15 protein-coding genes and 1 pseudogene are annotated in these 22,697 nt (G+C 53.8%); all 16 read right to left on the bottom strand.

The genetic code is table 11. The features are described 5' to 3' along the window. Positions 1-31: 31 nt before the first annotated feature. The gene (locus KRAC_RS61980) at positions 32-2,305 is read right to left on the bottom strand and encodes a WD40 repeat domain-containing serine/threonine protein kinase (RefSeq protein ID WP_007909734.1); all 2,274 of its coding nucleotides are present in this window, start codon (positions 2,303-2,305) and stop codon (positions 32-34) included. A gap of 4 nt (positions 2,306-2,309) precedes the next feature. After that, on the bottom strand, positions 2,310-4,499 hold the full coding sequence (locus tag KRAC_RS61975) for a WD40 repeat domain-containing serine/threonine protein kinase (RefSeq protein ID WP_007909732.1): 2,190 nt from the start codon (positions 4,497-4,499) through the stop codon (positions 2,310-2,312). Positions 4,500-4,502: 3 nt separating this feature from the next. Then, positions 4,503-6,848, bottom strand: coding sequence for a WD40 repeat domain-containing serine/threonine protein kinase (locus KRAC_RS61970; RefSeq protein WP_007909730.1), 2,346 nt, complete (start codon positions 6,846-6,848; stop codon positions 4,503-4,505). Between the two features lie 3 nt (positions 6,849-6,851). Beyond that, positions 6,852-9,050, bottom strand: coding sequence for a WD40 repeat domain-containing serine/threonine protein kinase (locus tag KRAC_RS61965; RefSeq protein ID WP_007909729.1), 2,199 nt, complete (start codon positions 9,048-9,050; stop codon positions 6,852-6,854). A gap of 170 nt (positions 9,051-9,220) precedes the next feature. Continuing rightward, entirely contained in the window at positions 9,221-10,147 is a 927-nt protein-coding gene (locus KRAC_RS18850) for a diacylglycerol kinase catalytic domain-containing protein (protein WP_007909723.1), read from the bottom strand. An 83-nt stretch (positions 10,148-10,230) separates the two neighbouring features. Then, positions 10,231-11,097 (bottom strand): SPFH domain-containing protein, encoded by an 867-nt coding sequence (locus KRAC_RS18845; RefSeq protein WP_040443855.1) that lies wholly within the window; start codon positions 11,095-11,097, stop codon positions 10,231-10,233. A 262-nt stretch (positions 11,098-11,359) separates the two neighbouring features. Beyond that, the gene (locus KRAC_RS71380; RefSeq protein WP_007909721.1) at positions 11,360-11,653 is read right to left on the bottom strand and encodes a hypothetical protein; all 294 of its coding nucleotides are present in this window, start codon (positions 11,651-11,653) and stop codon (positions 11,360-11,362) included. A gap of 350 nt (positions 11,654-12,003) precedes the next feature. Next, a complete protein-coding gene (locus KRAC_RS18835; RefSeq protein WP_007909720.1) occupies positions 12,004-12,930 on the bottom strand; it encodes an acetamidase/formamidase family protein in 927 nt (308 codons plus the stop codon). A 92-nt stretch (positions 12,931-13,022) separates the two neighbouring features. Then, positions 13,023-14,320 (bottom strand): annotated as a pseudogene (locus KRAC_RS18830) (RNA-guided endonuclease InsQ/TnpB family protein). Beyond that, a complete protein-coding gene (locus KRAC_RS18825; protein WP_007909699.1) occupies positions 14,307-14,891 on the bottom strand; it encodes an IS607 family transposase in 585 nt (194 codons plus the stop codon). The pseudogene KRAC_RS18830 and the gene KRAC_RS18825 overlap by 14 nt, the downstream one beginning before the upstream one ends. Before the next feature lie 212 nt (positions 14,892-15,103). Continuing rightward, positions 15,104-15,982 (bottom strand): ABC transporter ATP-binding protein, encoded by an 879-nt coding sequence (locus KRAC_RS18820; RefSeq protein WP_007909698.1) that lies wholly within the window; start codon positions 15,980-15,982, stop codon positions 15,104-15,106. Between the two features lie 29 nt (positions 15,983-16,011). Then, the gene (locus KRAC_RS18815) at positions 16,012-16,797 is read right to left on the bottom strand and encodes a hypothetical protein (RefSeq protein WP_007909697.1); all 786 of its coding nucleotides are present in this window, start codon (positions 16,795-16,797) and stop codon (positions 16,012-16,014) included. Position 16,798: 1 nt separating this feature from the next. Then, on the bottom strand, positions 16,799-17,662 hold the full coding sequence (locus tag KRAC_RS18810; protein ID WP_007909696.1) for a hypothetical protein: 864 nt from the start codon (positions 17,660-17,662) through the stop codon (positions 16,799-16,801). Positions 17,663-17,756: 94 nt separating this feature from the next. Beyond that, the gene (locus KRAC_RS18805; protein WP_007909694.1) at positions 17,757-18,710 is read right to left on the bottom strand and encodes an anti-sigma factor family protein; all 954 of its coding nucleotides are present in this window, start codon (positions 18,708-18,710) and stop codon (positions 17,757-17,759) included. A gap of 8 nt (positions 18,711-18,718) precedes the next feature. Beyond that, positions 18,719-19,276 carry an RNA polymerase sigma factor gene (locus tag KRAC_RS18800; protein ID WP_007909693.1) on the bottom strand — a complete coding sequence of 186 codons (558 nt, stop codon included), beginning with the start codon at positions 19,274-19,276 and terminating at the stop codon, positions 18,719-18,721. A 518-nt stretch (positions 19,277-19,794) separates the two neighbouring features. Beyond that, positions 19,795-22,365 (bottom strand): PAS domain S-box protein, encoded by a 2,571-nt coding sequence (locus KRAC_RS18795; protein ID WP_007909692.1) that lies wholly within the window; start codon positions 22,363-22,365, stop codon positions 19,795-19,797. Positions 22,366-22,697 lie beyond the last annotated feature (332 nt).

The raw sequence follows: 22,697 nt of genomic DNA, 5'->3' as shown, positions 1-22,697 counted from the left end.
GCTCTATTGATGCACCCTATATCTGACAAACCTATCCCGCATCGACTTGCCAGATGATCACTGAGTGATCAGCGGAGGCAGAGGCCAGGAAACGACCATCAGGTGACCAGGAAAGGTCGAAGATATCGCTACTGTGTCCATTGTTTTTGCCAAAGGATAGGTCGGGCAACTTGAAACCGTTGCTGGTCCTGTGAGAGCGCGAGTTCGCGAGATCCCAGATGTAGATCTGATTACTGCCAAGGTAGCAGCCAGCCACATAGCGGCCATTGGAGGACCATGTGAGTTTGCTAACCTGGAGTAACCCTTTGAGTATGGGGTCGGCGACGGTCAAAAGCGTAACAATTTTGTGTTGTTGAAGGTCAAAGATGGCCGCGACATCGAAGGCGTCGACGAGGATCTGATTGGGCTGAGCCGGCGAGGTTGCCAAGCTGCGCATATTGAGTGTCTGGCGAGTCTGTGCCCATACCTCGAGCGCAGCAGAGCGGTCGGGAAGAGGGAATACCTGCTGTTTCCCCGTCTGGAGATCCCAGGCGAGCAGGTGAAACTTGTTGTCCAAACCAAGGAGGAGAGATCCGTTGAGAGACCAGCGAATAACAGAGATTTCATAGTAATCTTTGGCACTCGTAACACTATTATTAAAGAGCTTGATAATTCCCTGGCCCTTAGTTGTGCTGGGAGCATTCCAGAAAGCGATCTGGTTCTGGTCGGTCACGGTAGCGATAGACTTGCCATCAGGAGACCAGGCAGGCGAGGAAACCTCGTTGATCGTATCATAGTTTCCGCTACGATCACTATTGAGAGCAATACGAGCCCGGGGTGCGAAGACATCAATAGTCGCAACCGTTCTGGCAAAGGTATACGTAACAGATGCCTCACTCTCCCGAGGGACGGTTACCAGAAAGCGGCCATCAGGGGACCAGCCCAGGTCATGGCGATAGTTTTCCGCGAATAGTTTCCATTGAGCAGCAGGCTGTGTAACTGATTGTGTTGTTTTTGTCGGCGCCTGTAAGAGAGGGGTTGGGTCCCAGACCATGATCCGGGTATCGAGACTGCCAGATGCGAGAAAACGCCCCTGTGGGTTCCAGCACACATTATTCACACTATCGGCATGGCCGGTAAACTTAAGGCGAGGAATACCTGGAATCAGGCGTTGTGGCCCACGGTGCGGTGTTGCTTCTGGTTGATAGGCGTTAGCGAGGGCATAGCTTCCGCCAGCCAGGAGTATGGTAGTGGCGGCTCCGCCAAGCAGAAGCGAGCGGCGTGAGAGAGGCCGAAGCGCGCCAGCGGTTGTGGCTAACTGTTCTTGTGCCGCCTGATCTCCAATGCTGTTTGCGTTCTGGGAGCGTAATCGATCACGGTGGGCTGCTTCGCCTGCCTGAGGAGGAGAAGAGCGTAGTTCGGCCATGGGTTTGATTAAGGTCGAAGCTGGATCGTTTTCAACGCGTGGAACGAGATGCGGTGGGTGATGCAAGCGTTCTAATTCATCAACAAAGGCCACGCACGAGGCTGGGCGCTGATCAGGATCTTTTGCCAGGCCACGTAAGAGGACGTGCTCAATGTCCTGGGAAAGCCCAGGATTGAACTGGCGTGGTGAGGGCGGCACGTCCTGGATGTGTTTGAGCGCGACGGCGAAGGGACTATCGCCCTCGAAAGGGACATGACCTGTGAGGAGTTTGTAGGCTACGACTGCCAGGCTATAGCGGTCGCTGGCGGGGAGTGCTTTGCCGAGGCTCTGTTCAGGAGCCATATAGAGAGGTGTGCCCGAACCAGCTTTTGTCTGGCTGCGAAATGCCTGAGTCGTGAGTAGCGTCGCGATACCGAAGTCAGAGATGAAGAGCCAGTGATCTTGCAGCAACATATTGGCGGGCTTGATATCACGATGCAATATCCGTTTACTGTGTGCGAAATCAATGGCCTCAGCAGCCTGGCGCAGATAACGCAGCGCAATGGAGCGCGGTAATGGTTGTCCCTGTTCGCGTAAGAGAGTCTCAAGTGATCCGCCAGAAATAAGGGGCATGATGAGATACGTTATCACATCGTCGGCAAGCGCAAACTCGCCGAAATCATGGACGGAAAGAATGTGCGGGTGTTCAAGCGAGGCAACCAGGCGTGCTTCACGATTGAAGGCTTGAAAGTATGTCTGTTGTGAGCGAAAAACTGGCGAAAGCAGTTTCACCGCTACCTGGCGTTGGAGATCGGTATCTTCCGCCAGCCAGACTTCGCCCATCCCGCCCCGCCCCAACAACCTTTGTAAGCGGTAGCGTCCCAACATATGGTCTTGCCATTGTGTTTGTTGCGCTAACATAGGGCTATCCTCGCACTTTCCAGATCAAAATAGAGGCATTGTCATCTCCATAGCTTGCTGCCAACCATTTGCCATCAGGCGACCAGGAGAGTGCCTTAACGCTTCGCGTGCCAGTGGTTGTACTGGTAAGCGGACCATGTATGGGATGAGCGTTCTCTTGACGATTCCAGAGGAAAATTTCCCCGCCAGTGGTGCCAGCAGCTACCGCAGGAGTGAGTGATGCGGGATTGCAGGCGATACAATTAATGCTCGGCGCGCTAATGGTAGGATCCAGAGGTATGTTCGCGTCGTCGGTTGGCTTTCTCAAGCTAGAGGGAATTTGAAGGGAGTGGGGCATTAGTGCCTTATCCTGAGAAGAGAAGTAGCTGATGCTGCCAGCATCAGAGTTCGTGAACATTACAAGTGTTTGACTATCCGCGGCCCAGGCAGCGTCATAACTTGATGAAGGTAAGGGCAGCGTGCTGCGTGGCTGCCAGCTTGTGGTGGTAGGTGATATCTGGAAGGAACCAATAACAATGTTGTCATCACGCAGGAATGCCACCTGTGTCCCATCAGGGGAGAGAGACAGCGTGTCGGATTTGAAGGATATATTTTTGGCCGCATTTGGGTCAATGACATGCAGATTTTGTAGCTGCGCGTCCAGCGTACACATCTCAGTACGGCTCGGCGTTTTCTTTGAGGTATCTTCTGGAATGAATCTGAGTATCACCAGGGAGTTGTTGGGGAGCCAGCAGAGGCTGAAGTAGCGTTCTAGCGTTAGGGGAGGAGTGAGAGGGGTCAGTTGTGGTGAGAAGATACCTAGTTGTGCCTTGTTATTGTTGAGATAGTTCGCCACGGCCACTCGTTGCCCATCCCGTGACCACGCCACGAGAGACCCATCAAACTCATATTGCAGGTGTTTCCCACTATATAATGGGGATGTATCAGAACGATCTGGTTTCTGTAGGAGACTGGCAATATCCCAGCGCAGTACCAGCGTATCGTCACCGGCGGTAATAAGTGTTTTACTATCAGGGGACCAGGCCATTTGAGTGGGCGCAGTATTATGCCCAGTCAGCACAAGCGCCAGATCGCGTGACTCTGAGGGAGCAGGACGAGCAGAGAGGGGAGGCTGGGACGGGAGTATGGGAGAAGAGGTAGAGGTATGCCGTAGCCAGCCCCAGGTCCCCAGTGTTCCACCAGTCACAAAGGCAACCGCGACCGCGCTACCGAGCAGGAATTGACGACGGTCAGGTCGTGTAACCTTCTGGTGTGTTGCGTCATGAATGGATTCGTCCTCAAACGCGAGCGTCGGCAGATCATATTGCGTACGCAAAGCGACATACTGGTGCGCAGTATGCTTATAGGCATGCTCTAACTGTTCCACCATTTCCCCTGCCAGGGCGGGGCGTTGTTGGGGCTCTTTTGCCAGGCCTTGAAGCAGGATCCGCTCGAAGGTAGCCGAGAGCGCAGCGTTGAATTGACGCGGCGAGGGCGGCTTTTCTAATGCATGCTGCATCATCGTCGCGAGCGCTGTCTCGCCCTCAAAGGGAAGATGACCTGTAAAGAGTTGATAGGCAATAACCGCGAGGCTATAGATGTCGCTCGTTGTCGTGGCCCGGCCCTGAGCCTGTTCGGGAGCCATATATTCTGGTGTTCCCAGGTCACTTTCGCCCCTGGCGTCTTGTTCAGGAGATGTCAAGAGGCGTGCAATGCCGAAATCCGCAAGCAAGAGCCAGCGCCCATCGCGTATTAGCATATTAGCAGGCTTAATATCGCGGTGGATGATATGCTGCTGGTGAGCGTGATCGATGGCCTCAGCGGCTTGCTTGAGGAGCATAAATGCCTTATCCGCTGGAAGCGGTTGATTAGATTTAAGGTAATCTTGCAGCGAACCGCCCTCAATAAACGGTAGCACTATATAGGGGAGCGTTTCTCCTGAAGGGAGTGGTTGTTTCCCATAGTCATGGATTTGAAGTATGTGGGGATGAGCAAGAGCCGCGACCGCTCTTGCCACTCGCTCGAAGCGCCGCGCGAAGGCGCGATCCTGTTGCGGATGAATAGGTAGCGTTTTCACTGCTACCTGGCGCTCAAGACGTGGATCCCGGCAGAGCCAGATATCGCCTGTATTGCCGCGTCCGATGCGGCGTAGTATCTGGTAGCGTCCCAACGAGTTCACATTGAGGCGTTGAAGTGTTGTATAGGTATTTATCATTGTCTACGCTCCATCTACCTGCCAGATCAGGACTATGCCATCAGTTGCTGAAGATGCTATATAGCGCCCATCAGGTGACCAGGCCAGGTCGACAATAACTTCTCCCTGGCTGTGCCCATTGTTTTTGCCGAAGGCCAGTTCAGGAAGGTGATGACCATCCGAGGAGAGGTGAGGCTGCGTATTATGCAAGTCCCAGACGAAGATTTGATTACTGCTCAAATAGGTGCCCGCGACATAACGGCCATTGGGTGACCATGTGAGTTGTCCCAATTGCGGACAAAACTTATTGAAAGTTGAATAGGATGGTATCATGACGCTGCGGTGTGCGTCCGGGTCAGCACAGCCCAGGGTGGAAAGCACCTTTTTTTGAGCAGTGTCAAAGATGACGGCAATATCGATATCGCTGGCAAGGAACTGCGTCGGGATAGTGGGCGAATTGAGGAATGTCAAGAAATACACGATACCCTTTTCCCCTTTTGTTTCAGGAAGGGTCAGTAGCGTGGCTCTCTGACCGGTCTGGACATTCCAGCTCGTAATGCTGTTTGGCTGAAAGTATTCCAGAATTTGCTGCTCGTCACGTGACCAGCAGAGGGTAGGAGGGGCATCAAAGAGATCCGACACTGTATCCTGCGTGGATTGCTCAGGATTGGTAAAGCGTTTGAAGACACCACGGGTCGTTCCCGCCTCTGGATGCCAGAGCGAAATATTACCTTGCTTGGTTCCTGTCGCCAGCACCTGATTAGAAGGTGACCAACTCAGGCCTCTATACAATCTATCTGCGCTGGTGCTGGGATCAGTGTAGAGCTGAAGAGAGGCGCGAGGCTGAAAGGCATCGACTGTTGCCAGGACTGCATCTGAGCCTGCCCATCCTTGCAGGGGGGCAAAGAGCGCCAGGGCGTGTCCATCTGGCGACCAGGTCAGGCTATTGCGGTTAACAGTGGCTCCAATTTTCCAAATCGCCGAAGCGTGGGAGAGGTTGCTCGGCGCATGCCTCTGGGAAGAGAGATGGGTGTCAAGGTCCCAGACCTGGACCAGGTTATCGTAGCCAGCGGTTGCCAGGTAGCGGCCGCGAGGGTGCCAGCGGATATTCCAGATAATATCGGTCAGTCCATTGAGTTTCAGAATGGGTCGTCCGGGGTGCAACTGTTGGGGGCCAGGCACCTGCGTATATGAGCGATAGAGCGAACTTCCCAACGCCAGGCCTGAGCCAGTCAGGAAGACAGCTGCCGAGGTGACACCCAGCATAAAAGCCCGCCTGTTAACGTGAGCGCGTTTGCGCGTCTGACCGGATATTTGTGTTTGTGTCGTTTCAAGAGCTTGCCCTGTTGAAGATGTGCGTGGATGTGTGCCAGGTGTGGCGAGTTTAAACGTAGAGGCAATCCCAACGGGAAGGGTTTGATTGGGATCGTTCTCTCGCGTAGCATTGCGTGCGCGCTTATTCCAGGGCGCGATAAGTGTTGCATCGGGATCATCTGCCTTTGTGACATGAGGCTGTTGGGGTGTTTGTAAACTCTGCTCCAGGGCCGTCACAAAGGCCACACAGTTCGAAGGGCGCTCCTCAGGATGTTTTGAAAGCGCGGTAAGTAGCAGTTGCGCGGCCTCCTCGGGAAGTTGAGGCTGAAACTGACGAGGAGAAGGAGGCGGTTCCTGAATATGTTTGAGCAGCACAGCGAGAGCATCTTCGCCCTCAAATGGTAGCCTGCCAGTGAACAGTTGATAGGCAATGACTGCGAGGCTGTAGAGATCGCTGGCAGGAACAGCCTTCTCCTGGATGCGTTCGGGGGCCATATATTCCGGGGTGCCGACTGCCACACTGGTACGACTGTGATAAGTCGAGGTCGAGAGTAAGCGAGCAATGCCAAAATCGGAGAGATAGAGCTGATCATCCTGGAGCAGCATATTGGAGGGCGTCACATCACGATGTAGCACCTGTCGACTGTGCGCGTAGTCAATGGCCTCAGCAGCCTGGCGTAGATAGCGCAAACTCACCCTGGTAGGAAGAAGTTCCGCCATGCTCTCCATACGATTGCGCAACGTACCCCCATTGAGAAATGGCATGACCAGGTAGGTAATGACATCATCACCATGGTGTAGTTCCCCAAAATCATGGACAGAGAGAATATGGGGGTGATCGAGTGAGGCGGCTAGACGGGCCTCGTTGTGGAAGGCATCCAGGTATTCCTTCTCACTATCGAGAACAGGGAGCAAGAGTTTGATCGCTACATGGCGATGGAGTTGGGTATCTTCAGCCTGCCAGACCTCACCCATTCCCCCACGCCCAAGCAGGCTGAGCAGGAGATAACGTCCGAGTGAGCGGCCCTGCCATTGATGTGTTTGATGCGCGAGCATTATCTATCGTCCTTCTAGCTGCCAGATGAGAAGCGAGAGATCGCGGTCATCGAACGCAGCGGCCAGCCATTTACCATCGGGCGACCAGGAGAGCGTAGGTATAGGCGTTGTGCGGCCAAGTGTATCAAGCGTGCGAACGGGTGTGGCCTTGCTTTCATTCACATTCCAGAGATATAAGTCACCGGTATCTGTGCCGGCGGCCAGAGCGGGTGAAGTCGACGTTGGATTGCATGCTATGCAGTTGATATTCCGTGGTTTCCCCTCACTGGTCGTAGGGACTGTGAAGGCATGTAAAGCTGGAGATCGCTCCTGCCAGTTATAAACAAACAGTTTGGGGGCAATCTCGGAGAGCACGACGATACGTTTGCCATCGGCGACCCAGCGGGCATCGCTAATAGTGTCCCCTTCATACCCGGTGTGGGGTGCTGGCAGGAGGGTGAAACGTTCCTTTACGCGCCAGTCGGGGTGATCAGAAAGCGAGAACGCCCCCACTTCGATGTTCCTTCCGCGGAGAAAGGCGTAGAGCGTTGTATTCGTTGCTGAAGGAGTGATCAATACATTGTCTCCGGCAATGAGATCGTTCGCGCGCGTAAATAGTTTGGTTGGCTGGCTGGGATTACGTGTATCTACAACATAGACCGTATAGTTTCCAGGGTCAGTAGGATTCTGCTGTGTGTACCCCTCAATGTGTACGAGCGCGAGTTGGGTATTGGAGAGCCAGGTGAGCCCTGCGAGGGGATTTGTGCCATCTGCAAGGGTAATCGTTGCCCTCTCGTGAAATTTGGCGTCACAAAGCTGGACCTGGACCTTTTGCTCGTTCCAGACGGTATTGGCAATCGCCAATGTTTTGCCATCGGGCGACCAGGCGGGATAGAGTTGCCCGCCGTAATAAGGCAGGGATTGAGCCGCGTAGAGAGGAGCGCCCGGTGCTCGATCAGGTTGACGCAAGAGATCCTCAATATCCCAACGCAGTACATAGCCATCCAAGCCAGCGGAAAAGAGCGATGTACTCTCGAGCGACCAGGAGAGGCTGTTTATATGTCTTGCATGTCCGGTCAGAACTAATGAGGGCTTATTAGGACCTGTAGAGGGTGGACGAGCCGAGAGGGCGGGCGGTTGTGGTAGGTCCTGGAGACGTGTCGGCTCTATATGTATGTAGCCCCATGCTCCTAGCGCTCCACCCGCGATGAGCGCGGTGCCAGAGACACCCGCGAAGAGGAGTTGACGACGCGAGAGTGCCCGTTTGCCCGTCTCCTGCGTTGCAGCCTCTCCTGGTGACTTCTCGCGAAATACAAGTTCCGGATGCTCTTCTAGTGTGCCCAGGTGCCGAAATACAAAGGAAGAATCAAAAAAAGCCTGCTCCAATTGTTGGACGAACTCACTTGCGAGCGCAGGGCGTTTTTGCGGGTCTTTGGCCAGGCCCTGTAAGAGTACTTGCTCAAACGTGGCAGGAAGATCGTTGCTATACTGGCGCGGAGAGGGTGGAGGAAGTGTTAGATGCTGCATGATCGTAGCTAGAGCGGTCTCTCCCTGAAAAGGGAGGTGTCCGGTGAAGAATTGAAAGGCGATCACAGCCAGGCTATAATTGTCGCTCGTGATCGTTGCCTTGCCTTGTGCCTGCTCAGGTGCCATGTATTCAGGGGTGCCGAAGCCTACACTCCCCTTCGTCATCTGCACGTTTGACGTGAGTATGCGGGCAATACCGAAATCGGCCAGGAGAAGCCACCGTTCATCGCGCAGGAGCATATTATCGGGCTTAATATCGCGGTGGATGATGCCCTGTTTATGCGCGTAATCAATGGCCTCGGCTGCCTGTTTCAAGAAGAGAAAGATTCCCTGAGGAGGCAGCAGGTATGGCCGAATTGCCAGGTACTTACCGAGGGAGCTGCCCTGAATATACGGCATGACGATAAAAGGAAGAAGTGAGCCGTCTGGCAATACTTCTTTCCCATAATCATGGACTTCTAAAATATGGGGATGTGTCAGGGCGGCAGCTGATCTGGCCTCATGTTCAAAGCGTCTTACAAAGTCCTGATCCTGCTGTCCATGAATGGGCAATGTTTTAATCGCTACCTGGCGACCTAAGCGAGGATCATCACAGAGCCAAACCTCACCCATTCCACCGCGTCCAATGCGCCGTACGATCTTATAGCGGCCTAGGGTGACCACTTCTGTGACCGGTAAAACATCCTGTTTTTCCATACACGCTTTCGTTTAATCCTTCATGCAAGATTCCGACTGTTATCCAGTACTATAGCAGAAATAGAGCGAGATGAATATATGCTACATCACTTTTTCGCCTGGTATCTCCGACGGGCAAGAGATATGCTATACTGGATCCAAAAAGTAGAAGAGGTCATTACCTGCATAGCTCATTGGGCCGCGACAAAGTGTGCCTTTCGTTCTGCCAGTCCCACACGCGCAATCAGACCAGAATGGAAGGCAAGATAGTCACTCTCGATACCATCGCTAAAAATAACGCCGTTATCGGGCATTTGCGAGGTAATCACAAGCTCCTGGCCTGGTTTGAGTTGTCCAAAGACGATATTTACCTGGGAAACCTTCGAGACAAATGGTTCACGAACTGTGTACCAGAGCGTATCAGCATCCCATGGTGCTACTGGCAACACCTGTTCATGCCCCTGAGGGTACGCAATTGCCCATGCCCCCTGCACAATCGAGCGTAACCAACCAGTACTGCCCGCACCGGTAGAGACAATAATGCCACTCGATATCTGTGCTTCGTGCTGTTCCCCAAGTTGGAGCAGATAGCGGGCTGATGTGTGGCTACGCTGACCGATAAACAGGTCATTGATGGCGTATAATATCTGACCATCGTTCAACGTCGCCTTCACCATCGAGACGTGTCGTATCTCGCTGCGTCCCCGCGCGGCCTGCTCGACAACGCTCCGCACCTGTTCGTAGTGAAAAGGAATCAGGACTCCATCGATGCGTTGAGGATCAGGGTTGAGAGCCAGGATGGGCTGTGTTGTGAGGTACTTGGCGGTATTGATGACCAGCCCGTCAGGTCCGATCGTCACGACCAGGTCGTGCTCACGAAACTGGTAGGTCGGCAGGAAGTCCCGATCAATGAAATGTTGCTTTACTGTAGATGGGAGATGTTGGCGCACAAAGTCAACGGCACGGCGGTACTGTGCATCGGCCTGCTCATACTCGCTAAATGCGACCTGATTCTGTTCCAGATAGAAACGCGCCTGCGCCCAACTATTCATGCGCTGCACCAACTCCTCCAGAGCCGTTTTTCTGGTTACAACAACAATGCGTTCAATCGCAGCCATAAATCCTCCCATGGTGTAGCAGTAGCCAGGAACAGATGCGTTACATGCGTATGCCTGTTCCTGGGGTGGTATGTGTTCGAGGCTTACTGCCCATGCAATAATTGTTCAAGGATCTCAGAGGTGATCGTCAAATTGCCGATCTTATGGGCGTTATCCGCAAAATCGTGGAAGGATAGGGCAAGCAGTTGTTTAACCTCAAGCTCACTATAAGGGGCGAGGCGAATACGCATAGCCATCGCCTCGTACTCGGCCTCCTGACGAGTATTCTCTCCTTGCAGGTTGACGAGTTCCTTACGACGCTCTTCCAAAACCACAGAGGTTGCCAGCTCATTCTGCTTGATCTTACGTTCCTGCTCGACTGCCTCCGCTCGGCGCGAATAGATGGCCTGGTCCGCGCGACGCTGTAGTGCCTCACGCTGTTCTGCCTCCAGTGCCTTCGTCATCTCCGGCGTCGCTTTCAGTGCTGTATAGAAGAGGCTCATGCACTCAATACCCAGGGCTGCCAGTTCATTTCCCTCACGTAGACGGGTCAGGACATTCCGGGCCAGTGACTCCGAGCTGCGCAGGGCATCCTCAAGCGAGAGTTGTTGGAGCTGATTCCGCGTATGCATCTGCACAATGTTGACAATGCGCTGCTGCAACTTGACCGGGTCCTCACTCTGGTAGCGACGCGTGCGTGGTTGAACCGTAAAATTGAGGAGCTGTGCCATCGTCTCAGGCGCAACAATACGAAACGTCACCTGACCCTGGACAGTTACGGCCTGGAAATTGTTTGTCGTCTCGTTAAAGATGAAGGGCGCATCCACTGTCGAGATTGGCACCAGTGAGATCGACGTATGGGGTGCCCAATACCAGAAAGAGAGACCCGCGCCACGTCTCACCACATGTCCATTCACATACGCAAGAATATACTCTGTTGGCTCTGATTTAAAGTATGAGAAGAGTGCCATGCTGATTTCCCTTTCCATGCGAGCGAGCATGAACCTGCATATCTGCTACTTAGTGTAATATACACACTAAGTAGTGTACAGAAAAAGCCAGGGAAAGTCAAGCATTATTGATGAGGAAACCTTCCAGATTGCAGTGAAGAAGTATAGAGTGGAAGAAGCGAGTACACGCTAAGAAGTCGGGTAGCGAACTTGAGGTATGAAGAGCGGGTATCCGAGAAGGATACCCGCTTTCTTTTGTTTCTTTATAACAGTGGCGACGAGGCTAGCGGAGCCAGCCACTGGTATAACACCAGCCGCGTTTATAATCCCAGCGATGATGATGATCATGATCCCAGCCACGGCGATGACCATAATACCAATCATGGTCATGATCATTGCGACCATTGTCATGATCATTGCGACCATTGTCATGATCATTGCGACCATTGCCATGATAGGGGCTATAGCCTTGAGCCCCTGCGACCTGTTCCAATTCCTGTTCGGAGAGGTCGTGGATCCCTAATTGCTCTGTAAGCGAGGAAGCACGTGTGATGGGGGCGAGTGTATGAGACTTCATAGGTTCGTTCCTTTCTCCATCAGAAAATGTACTATTGAAAAACGTTGTACTTTTCAAACTCTTTTTGAGAGCAAATGGTGCAACCTGATTGCAAGATAGTATATATCATGCTTATGTCTTTATTTTACTTATAAAGATAAACGATGGCAATCTATGTTGTGATTTATCCTATTACAAGTAAAATAATAATCAGTATGAATTAATGGTTTTTGAAGGAGGTGCGACAAGATTGTAGAAAGAAGGCTGTGGCGTGAATCAGCTTCTCACGCTCAGCCACGTTGCAAAATTACTTTATGTCTAGAAAAGACAGGCCTGAAGCTGAGGGCACTCTTGCCGCCATTCAGGTGGTACTATTTTATGGAGCCGTCAAGGAGTACCGCATGCACACCATGCACTCCGTTGGCAATTTGTGTGATCCGCAAATCCACGATGAGACTCGCCAGCGCGAGCGCTTGTGAGCGGGGTATGTCGTACTGCTCACGCATCAGATCGAGCATGGCCTCGAGTGCAATGAAAGATGCTTCATGCAGATTCTCATGAAAGCCCAGGGTTAGCCATGCATTGGGCGTTCTCACACGTGGAGTCTTCAAGGGCATGTTGTCACGCACATGGAATGTCAAATCAACGCGCTCCATAGGGCATTCGATAGCCACGCCGCTTACCTCACCATCCCCCTGGACGCCGTGCCCATCACCAACAGAGAAGAGTGCTCCAGGAACGCTGATTGGCAGATAGAGTGTGCTGCCAGCGACCAATTCCTTACAATCAATATTGCCGCCACAGAAGCGCGGGGGGATAGTGGAATGGATGCCGGGTTCATCGGGAGGCATGCCCATCACACCCATAAATGGGCGTAGTGCAATGGTATGGCCGTACTGATCTGTCCCAGTCATGGCATCAGCATCAAGTGCCCAGTGAAGCAGTTCGCGCTTCTCAACGAGTCCCAGATACCTGTTTATAGCACTTTGCCGACCTCCAGCGCTCGTCCACCCCCAGTTTCCCGGCCGTACCTCGTTTATCTGTATTTCGAGCGTCATCCCGGGCTGGGCACCATGAATGGTTATGGGGCCGCACAGCGCATGACCATTATCGTGCACAGTGTCGCGTGGTTCAAAGCGATTCTGCGACTCCTCTGTAGAGGGACCAAGATGCCAACCGGCATCAAGGGTACGAAAATAGACGGCATCACCCGATGCAATAGTAAGTATGGGGGGAAACTCGCGGGAAAAGCTTCCGTGGAGACTGGCTCGTTCTGGCCCAATGCTGTAAATGCTCATGCAGTGGCTCCTCTCTTGTTGCGCACATCTCAAAACGCTGCAATTCCACCTGATTATAACAGAAGGAGACGGACATCATAGTTCCGTCGCGACTAGCGAATCCTGACAGGAGCCAGGATTTTCTCGCGAGCGGGTTTGTGAGGGAATGACTTCCTCACCGGATGGACTACCGGCAGATGGACCCTGCACTCCCCATCCTCTACTCCCTTGCGCTCGAAAGCTCCAGGAGCTACTTTGCGGATAATATTCCCTGCGCCATTGACATCAGCATGGATGACCCGCCCATCGGCTGCTCGATACAGTCCCCGCTCGATGCGCTTGCCGCTAAACTGGTAGGCCACCTGCTCGCCTTTGCGATACACGGGCAGGGGGTCGAGATCAAGCAAGCTGGCTTTGCTCGTGTACGACTCTTCGGTGAGGATCACGCGAATGCCGACCAGTTCCGCTTTATACTGGAGCATCTGAATGAAGCGCGCATGCGGGATCTGCACAAAGTGCTGATTGGTGCGCTTCCCTAAGCGGATCTCTTGTTTTTGCAACGGATTCTTGCCCATGATCAACGTCCCGATCCCCTCGGCGACCAAAAGATCAATCAGGAAGCGGCTGGCCGTATGCAGGTCGTGCTCGATCCGCCGGTTGCGTCGAGTCGTCAACTGTTCCACGCGCCGACTTCGGCCAGGATGTCCGAGGGATTTCTGGAGCACTGCTCGTTGTTTGTTATAATACTGGTTACAGGACTTGATGCCGCGCCCGTTAACAATCACCGGGACAAAGCCTGGTTTGTTTGAAGTTAGCGTGGCCAGATTATCCATACCCGGATCGAGTCCGGCGAGCAGATCAGGATCAACCGCCGTGACGGTGGGTTCGTGTTCAGAGATGACTTCGACCACTACATAGCCCACTTTGGGAACCACGCGCACCTGCGCGATGGCTTTGGGGTCTTGCCGGGTTTTCACCTGGATGCCAGTTGCGAGGGCTGGATGATCCCCCGATCCAGGGTCCGTTTGCCCCGGCTCACCGCTTGCATGGTATAGACGAGCAGGTTACGCCCCTTCGCCTTGGGCAAGTACTTTGGGAGGTGAGGACGCCCCACGAACTTTGCCGGGGTCTCTCGATACACCAGAAGCGCCGCCCAGAAACTCGACCAGGCGGTGCAGACCTGCTTGAGCACCTGTTGCGCGACTTTGGCAGGCAACGCCCGGTAGGCCTCGTGCTCTTGCATCCGCTTATCCAGCGCAGGATAGGAGAGGCTGGTGTTGGTCAAAAAGAAGGTTTGACGCAACTCATAGAGGGCGGCATTGTAGAGATTCTTGGAGGCAAAACAGGCTGCATCCACGCAGGCAAAGCGCGGATCGGTCTGCGCAATCACATGCTTTTCAACCAGTTGCATCTTGCGCCTCCAATTCCTGGACAATGCGCTCGGTCTTTCGTTTCGCTCGACGCTGCCCATAGAGTCTGGCACAGAAGCTATAAATGATGCTCGTCAGGTCGGTGAGCAGATCTTCGGTCCCATTTTCGGCCTGATTGACCACCTCGATTTCCCGCCCGTAAGCGGTGAGGAGCGTCTCAATATAGCGAAAGCCAAAGCGCGTCCCCCGGTCTTTGTGTTCAATGACAATCCGCCCGACGTTGGGATCAGCCAGGAGCGCCAGAAACTTGGGCCGATTGTCGTTGACCCCCGAACCAATTTCTTTGACCACCTTGCTCACCTGATAGCCACGAGCCGCACAGTACGCCACGAGCCGCTCCGCCTGACTGTCCAGGTTCGCCTTGTTCTCGGCTGAGGAGACGCGGGTGTACACCACCGTCGCAGCTTTCACCGGGCTGGCGGATCTTGCAGATTCATCGATCAGGATCGTGTGCGCTCCCACGCGTCGACCCTGAATCTTGCCGTCTCGGAACCAGCGCCAGGCCGTCTCATAGCGGACCCCTTGTTGTTTTGCGTAATCACTGAGTTTCATAGGAAAAGTGTACCAGGATGCTCAGTGATTATCAAGGATTCGCTATAACTTCAATGATCGGTTTCAATACTTCTTTTTATCAGATATTGCCCCTCGCTCGTTTTCTGAAGCTGTGGGGCAGGGGAACCGTTTGGGGAGAGGATTAGGGTCTGTTCCTCTCCTCTTTGCGGCGATGAGAAGCTTCTAGCGGGCAAGGTCGCTGTTGCTATTGTTCATGGTTTGCTGCCCTGCCGGAGCCAGACGTAGCCGTCTTCTAATGTTGGTGAGAGACGTTGTACGTCTTGCACTGGTCCTCGTGGTTCTGGCCCGACCACATGGTAGAGCGTTCCCCCTCTTTGCGACAGCGCCGAGATGACGCTCAAATCCAGCGGAGGGGTATAGTTGGGCGCCGCGAGAAATTGCCAGGTGTGGCCTGAAGCCTCCTCGATCAACTGACGTGTGAGGCCATCAAAAACCAGCCTGCCTTTATCAAGCACCGCCAGGCGCTCACAGGTCTGATTGATATCCTCAACAACGTGAGTGGAAAGAATCACGATACGGTCTTCGGCAAGCCTCGTCAAGAGAGTACGCAGGCGAATGCGTTCTTCAGGATCAAGCCCCGTAGTCGGCTCGTCGATGACCAGAACCTGTGGATCACCTAGCAAGGCCTGGGCGATTCCCAGGCGGCGTTTCATGCCACCCGAGTAGGTTTTGATTTGACGATCGGCGTGCTCGGCCAGATTGACGATATTCAGCAGGGCCGCGATTTGTCGGCGGCGTGCGTTGCGATCGTATAGACGTTTAAGCAGACCCATATAGTCCAGAAATTCGCGCCCGGTCAGGTCCGGGTAGAAGCCGAGTTCCTGGGGAAGATAGCCCAGATGGGCGCGTACCATCTTGCGTTGCGTACGCTGGCTCAAATCCGAGGAACCAATGATCACACGTCCATTAGTCGGGCGCAGGAGCGTGGCCAGAATGCGCAGCAAGGTTGTTTTCCCAGCTCCATTGGGACCGAGCAGGCCAAACATGCCCTGCTCAATGCGCAGATCAATACCTTTTAGCGCTTCATGCGAACCATAGCGTTTCGATACATGTTCAACCAGAATATTCATGAAGTCTCTCTTTCTTGCGCAGACAATCGTTAGTGGAAATTGCCCAACAAGCGCTCTTCGCGGCGCAACAACCACCAGTTCCAGATAGCGAGCGCCAGAGCGATACCCAGTAATGCCAGGCGGTTTGTCCACCAATCTCGCGCGTCTTGCTCTCCCCAGTAGGTATAAGGAATGATGAACGGGTGAGTAGCCTGGATAGGGAGTAGCTTCGCCTGTAAGAAAAAAGCGCCCGCCAGAGGGATGGTAGCGATAGCCATGCCAAGCGCGGCGTTGTGTGTGGCGAGTGAGCCAAACAGACCCAACGTACCCATGACCAGCACTGGGGACAGCCAGACCAGCAGGAGAAAGAGTGGGCTTTGCTGCCTCGCGTAGCTGATCCCGTTCTCCAGCGACCAGGCCAGGTAAGCGGCGGAACAGAGCAGGAGCACGAAGAAGGCAAGCCCAGAGCGCCAGTTCACCACCTGATACAGTCCTGCGCGCGTTGCCATTACCACTTCCAGGAGGGGATCGCCCACGATGAGCGAACTGGCAAGCATTCCCGCAAGTAGCCCCGCGCCAGGTTCCATCACAAACCGGCTTAGTTCGATGGCGTTACTCAGACCTTGAGAACCACCAGCGTGCAATTGCAGCCAGACCAGGCCACCAAAACCAAGAAAGCTGAGAGACAGAAGGAGAAAAAGCCACCAGTTGAGCAGGCGCAGGTGATAGCATGCCAATAAAGCAGCTTCGCGCAAGGGCATATGTCGTTGCGTCGAAACAGGGGTGTACTGCCATGAGAAGGGATCATGCAGCGCGGCTTTCTCGCTTGTTCGCATCTTATGCTTTCTCCTTCTGCTGTTGTTGGAAGGCCAGCCATCCGTACATCAGAAAAAGCGCTACGATGGCAGTAAGGAGCAACACCACGATATTGAGCAGTGCTAGTGGCTGTGAGGTGTGAAAATTTGGATCGGCGTATTGCATATGGGGTACAGGAAAGAACACTGGATAGATATAGATGCCGCTCGGATTAAAAATACTGGATCCGAACCCATACTGCCCCAGACCTGTCTCGAAGTAAAACCAGAGCAGTGAAAAACCAACCTGGACAAGACGTAGTGGCAGGAAGCTCGTCAGCAGGAGTGTCAGGCTCACAGCAGCGAGGGAGGAAGGGACAAAGACGAGCAGGAAAGCCAGGAGAAACTTTGAGAGGAGCACTGCTGACCAGCCCAGCAGCATCGTCATCAGCGCACAGAGCAGGTAACTGAGAAACGCTGGCACAAGCACAGCTACATAGTTGCCGAGAAACTTGCCCAGAACATAGCGCGCAGATCCCTGCGGAGTAGCACGCTGCAATTCAACCATGCCCAAATGTTGATCCCTTCTCAGGCGATCAACCACGAGCAGGGCCGCTACAAGGCCAAAAAACATCACGCCATAAACAACTGTATTAGAGACCAGAAGGTTGTCCAGATCCACGGATGTAAAATGTTCGCGAACATACATCGAGGTTGGGGGGAGATGTAACAAAAAGGTCGCAGCCTGCACAGTGAGCAGTAATAGCAGGGCAGTAGCGCCGGCGAAGGCCAACCAGAGGCCCCAGCGCCGCCACTGCATCGTAATCTCGGCCTGCATGATGCCCCAGATCTGCCCAACTGCGCCGAGAAAAGCACCACCGGGCGCAACGCGAGGAATAACTATCATTGAGCAGGACGCTCCTTTCTCTTAAAAAGCGTGATGAACACAAAGGCGGTCAGAACGGTAATTACGAACACAGTGACAGCGCGATTCGTAGGTTTCATCGAGCAAAATGCTCCTTTCTTTCAAGAAGAGTAAACGACAGCAACAGAGCCAGGGCGGCGACCATGACCAACAGAGGCCCCTGGTGCCAGAAATTCTCGTATTGTTGAAGCCCTGGTGTCTGCGGAAGTGTTTGTCCACCGCCAAGCAGGAATGCTTGCACACTGCTAAACAAGCGCAGCGCCCAGAGAGCGATGCAGACCAGCACGGCAGTGCTCGCGTTCACCAGAATGCTCAGCAGCAGGGCAATGGCGCTCAAGCAACAGAGCGGGGCCAGCCAGTTTGCCAGAAACCAGGTCGGCGTGACGATGCCCTGCACTGCCAGGAACGGTAGCACCAGGCCGCAGTTGAGCAGCAGGTCATAGCCGAAGACCAGACAGCAGCGCACACCCAGCACCAGGCGTGGTGAGGTCAGTGTGACCAGCGTCATCTCGCGAGCGGGATCGACCTCCTGACCATAGAGAAAGGCCATGCCAAGCGCGGTAAGCAGGGCAGCTAGCAGCGCCGCCGTGCCTGGAGAATGCTGCCATGGGGGCAGATACACCATCAAGCTGACCAAAGGCACTATGAACAAGGGCATCCAAAAGAGATCGCGACGAATCAGGCGAGCCTGCATCCAGAAATGCTCTCCACATACTGTCAAGGCAAACCAACAAGCCTGGAGCAAGAGGTGCAATCTGAACCAGGGTGGAACCGAGGGCCGCAGGTCGATCTGCTGCTCGATCTGCATGAAGAGATCGTATCGCGGCTCAGGGGTTTGCGCACTTACTCCTCGCATAGCCTGACGCAGTTGGGTCCAAGCCCTGACCTCTGCCTGGCAGGAGGCGCACCCAGCCAGATGAGCCTCAACGGTTGACTGCTCCTCTGCGGAGAGCGTGCGGTTCGCTAACCATTCCAACTGGTCCACAGGACAGGTGGAACGAGAGAAATGATGCTCATGATGCAGCGTCATAAAGAATGCTATGCCTCCCATCCATTGCGTAATAGGGCTGCTTTTAAGGCGCGCCGGGCGTAGCTCAAACGACTCTTCACCGTACCCAGAGGAACGCCGACAATGGCGGCGATCTCTTTACTTGCAAAATCTTGGAAAAAGGCCAGCTCCAGTACCTCGCGGTGTTCGGGGGTCAAACAGGCCAGGGCTTTGGCGATCTCTTCGTATGTTGTTTGGCGCAGCACGTCGGTCTCCGGGTCCTGCTCCTCGTCTGGGAGGTCCAGCACCGCCTCCAGATCGATAAAAGTGGCGCTGGCATTCCGGCGCAGAGCCTTGAAAGCCTGGTGATGAGCAATTCCGAAAATCCAGCGTGCAGCCGGAGCGACCCCCTGAAAGGTATGCGCTTTCTGCCAGATAATCACGATGACCTCTTGCAGGACATCTTCAGCTAACTCTTTCTGTTCCAGCAGGTGAAAGAGATAGCTAAACAGCGGACGCTGGAAACGCGCGTAAACCTCGGCCAGCGCTTCGCGATCTCTTTTTGCCACTCGCGCCAGCAAGAGGTTTTCGGGAGATTCTCGACGCATTTCTCTCTCGATGGCCCTGCTTGTATGTCTGGAAAATCCAATACAAATCAACTCACCTCGCCTCCTTATAAAGTAAGTACCCCAAAAGCGAGAAATGGTTCAAACAGATGAGAAGCCATAGTACAAAAAGGACGAGAGGTAAATACAGCGGCTTGGGAAAATGACGTTGACCCGCTTGTATGTTTACCACAGAACGAGAGGAGTGGATATATTACACGAGAGGAGTGGATATATTACACGAGAGGGGTGGATATATTACACGAGAGGGGTGGATATATTACACGAGAGGAGTGGATATATTACACGAGAGGGGTGGATATACTACGAGATGGTGTGAGAAGAGGGCAAGGGGAGGTGAAACTGGGTTGACCCATGAGGCTGAGACCTCGAACGAAAGATGGCGATCCCGCTCCCTGTTCAACTCGCTCAGATCGGACGATATTCTCTCGCCCCCGTTCGTACGATCTGAGCTTGTATACAAGCGGGTCAACGTCACCCATGGAAAACCAGGAAACTGTTCAATCAAGGGTATCCCTCTTCTTGGGAAGGGTCACCGTAAAGATCGATCCTTTTCCGACTGCGCTCTCCACTGTGATGGTTCCCCCATGACGCTTGACGATCTCCGCCACAATGTACAATCCCATTCCCAGTCCCGGGATCGCTTTCTGTTTGGGACCAGTGACCCGATAGAAGCGCTCAAAGATTTTGTCGCGCTGCTCTCGCGGGATACCCAGGCCATGATCGCGCACACGGATCGTGACGGTCTCTGGGGAGGCCTCGAGGTCCATCTCGACGGTCTCTGCACCGGGAGAATACTTGATGGCATTGCTGATCAAGTTGGTGAAGACCTGTCCGAGCCGGTCTCGATCCGCCATCAGGTTGGCCTGCACGGCGCCACGCACCAGGATGCTATGGCTGGGATGAGTTTGTTGCATGGTGTCGGCAATCTCTCGCAGCAATGCGTCGAGATCCACCGTCTCCTGCCGATACTCCAGCCTGCCTGCCTGGATTTTGGAGACATCCAGCAACTCTTCCACGAGCCGGGTGACTTTGTTGATCTGGGTCTCCATGCTGGAAAGAGCCGGAGCAGAAGTCTGGAATCCTTGCATTGCCAGTTGCCTGCGTAGCAAGGATGTATGCATTTTCAAGGCCGTGAGCGGGCTCCTCAGTTCATGGCTGGCCATGCTGATAAAGTCATCCTTGCGCTGCTCCAACTCCTTGCGGGCCGAATTATCCAGCACAAAGCCGATCATCTGGCGCGGATGGTCCTGGAAGGTGACGGCACCTGCTAATATAGGAAGACGACTGCCATCTTTACACACTAGCTCGGTTTCCATGGGCGTGTGCTGCCCATGGGTAGCTACCTCCTGGAGCACGCGCTGGAAGAGAGGCGCATGTTCGGGGGGAGTGATCTTCATCCTGGACAACGTTCTGCTGTTGAGATCTTCTCGTGTATAGCCGGTCATGTGGAGAAACGCGTCATTGGCATCCACCAGCACTTCCTCCTCCCCCTCGTTTGAAGTAATCCCGATAATATTGGAGTCGATGAGGGCGCGGATGCGTTCCTGGCTCTGGCGTAAGGCTTCCTCCGTCCGTTTCTGCTCCTCGATGTCGGTGTTGGTCCCAAACCACTTGACGATCTGGCCTGTTTCATCGCGCACCGGCATGGCGCGGGCTAAGAACCAGCGATACTCCCCCGCCTGACCATTTCTGAGACGATGTTCGCACTCAAAGGGTTCACCTGTTGCGAGTGTGTGATGCCGAAGAGCCAGCGAGCGTTCAACATCCTCAGGATGCAAGAACTGACGCCATCCATAGCCTTGGAGTTGCTCAAAAGTGGCATGCGTATACTCACAATAGCGCTGATTACAATAGTCAAGACGGCCATCTGGTCGAGTGGTCCACACGAGCTGCGGCACCGTTTCGGCCAGCACGCGCAGGTTTTCCTCGCTGGCTTTGATTCTCTGTTCAGCTTGTTTCTGTTTATCGATATCAGTACAGGTGCCAATCCAGTGCAGGATCGTGCCCTCTGCATTTCGCTGCGGCATGCCTCGTACAAGAAACCAGCGATACGCTCCGCTTATACCGTCTTGCATGCGATGTTCCACTTCATAGGGCACGCCTCTCTGAATGGCGGTCTGCCACACATCCCATACACGTTGCTGGTCATCAGGATGCACAGTTGCTATCCAGCTATCACCTTCGACCTGTTCGCGGGGTATCGCCAGATAATCGATCAAGCGTTGGTTGTTGTAGATGACATGCCCATCTGGTCTTGCGATCCACACAAAGTGGGGGATGGCATCGACCAGGGTGCGCAATTCGTCTTCGATGCGCTTTCGCTCGGTGATATCCCGCCCTGCACAGATGAGATACTCGACCTGCTGGCTGGTATCACGATGGGAGGTAATCGTCATCAAAATGTCCAGCGACAGGTCACTTCGTGGATGGATTCTGGCCTCAAAGCGCACGGTTTCTCCCCTGCTAGCTCGCGCAATGGCTGCGCGCAATTGCTGTTGGACAGCAGGGTCATGGGACCATGCTGGGGAGTCGGCAAATGGTTTGCCAATCACCTCCTCTCGCTGGAGGTGTGCATCGGCCAGGGGACGCTGATTGATGTCGAGAACTAGCCCCTCAGGGGTCAAGATGGTGACCCCATCAGAGAAGCTTTCCAGGAGATCTCGATACATGTGTTCGTTCCGGCTAAAGGCATTCTGGGGGGACCGTGGTTCCAGATATTCCTGGAAAAAGATCGAGAGACCTTCGTTTGTAGGTGAGAGCCAGGCGTGCAGCCAGCTGTTGGTGCCGGGAGAAATATACTCCACTTCGGTTGATTCTCGGGTCTGTTTGGCTTTCTGGACAGCCTGGTAGAGCGATGTACTCACCAGTTGGGGCGCGCCACGCCACAACGGCTTGCCACAGACATCGTCTCGTGTGGCTCCAATCATGGCCTGTGCGTGTGCATTGGCATACACAATCGTCGCGTCGTCATCGAGAAGAAACAAGGCACCGGGAAGCGTCTCAAGAAGAGTGAGGAGCGTCTCATTCGATGCAGGAGTGATATGTTTTTTCTGCTTTGTATGAGACATATCGCGCTCATATCCCTTTCACATACCTCGATCCCTGAGAATGAAGACGCATTCCTGCTCTGATCTTAAGATGAATACTCCAATGATGTGAGAGCGTCGAGAAATAAGCAGACTACACTCTTTGGAGTGCCAGAGAAACCCCTCCATTTCTCTAGAGTCAAGGTAATACATCGGAGGTATCCTTCGTTTCTTTAGGTTGTGTTGTAAGAAAGAAGCTGATGACCTGTAAGCAATTTTTCAATTATTCACGCATTGAGGCGGAGACCAGCTGATCTCCGCCTCAATGCCTGTTTTTTCTTTCTTCTTTGCTTGAGGTTACCTCGTTGCGCAAC

The organism is Ktedonobacter racemifer DSM 44963, assembly GCF_000178855.1.
Lineage (GTDB): Bacteria > Chloroflexota > Ktedonobacteria > Ktedonobacterales > Ktedonobacteraceae > Ktedonobacter > Ktedonobacter racemifer.
The sequence above is the reverse complement of the archived record's forward strand: the minus strand, read 5'-3'. Positions and strand labels throughout refer to the sequence as shown.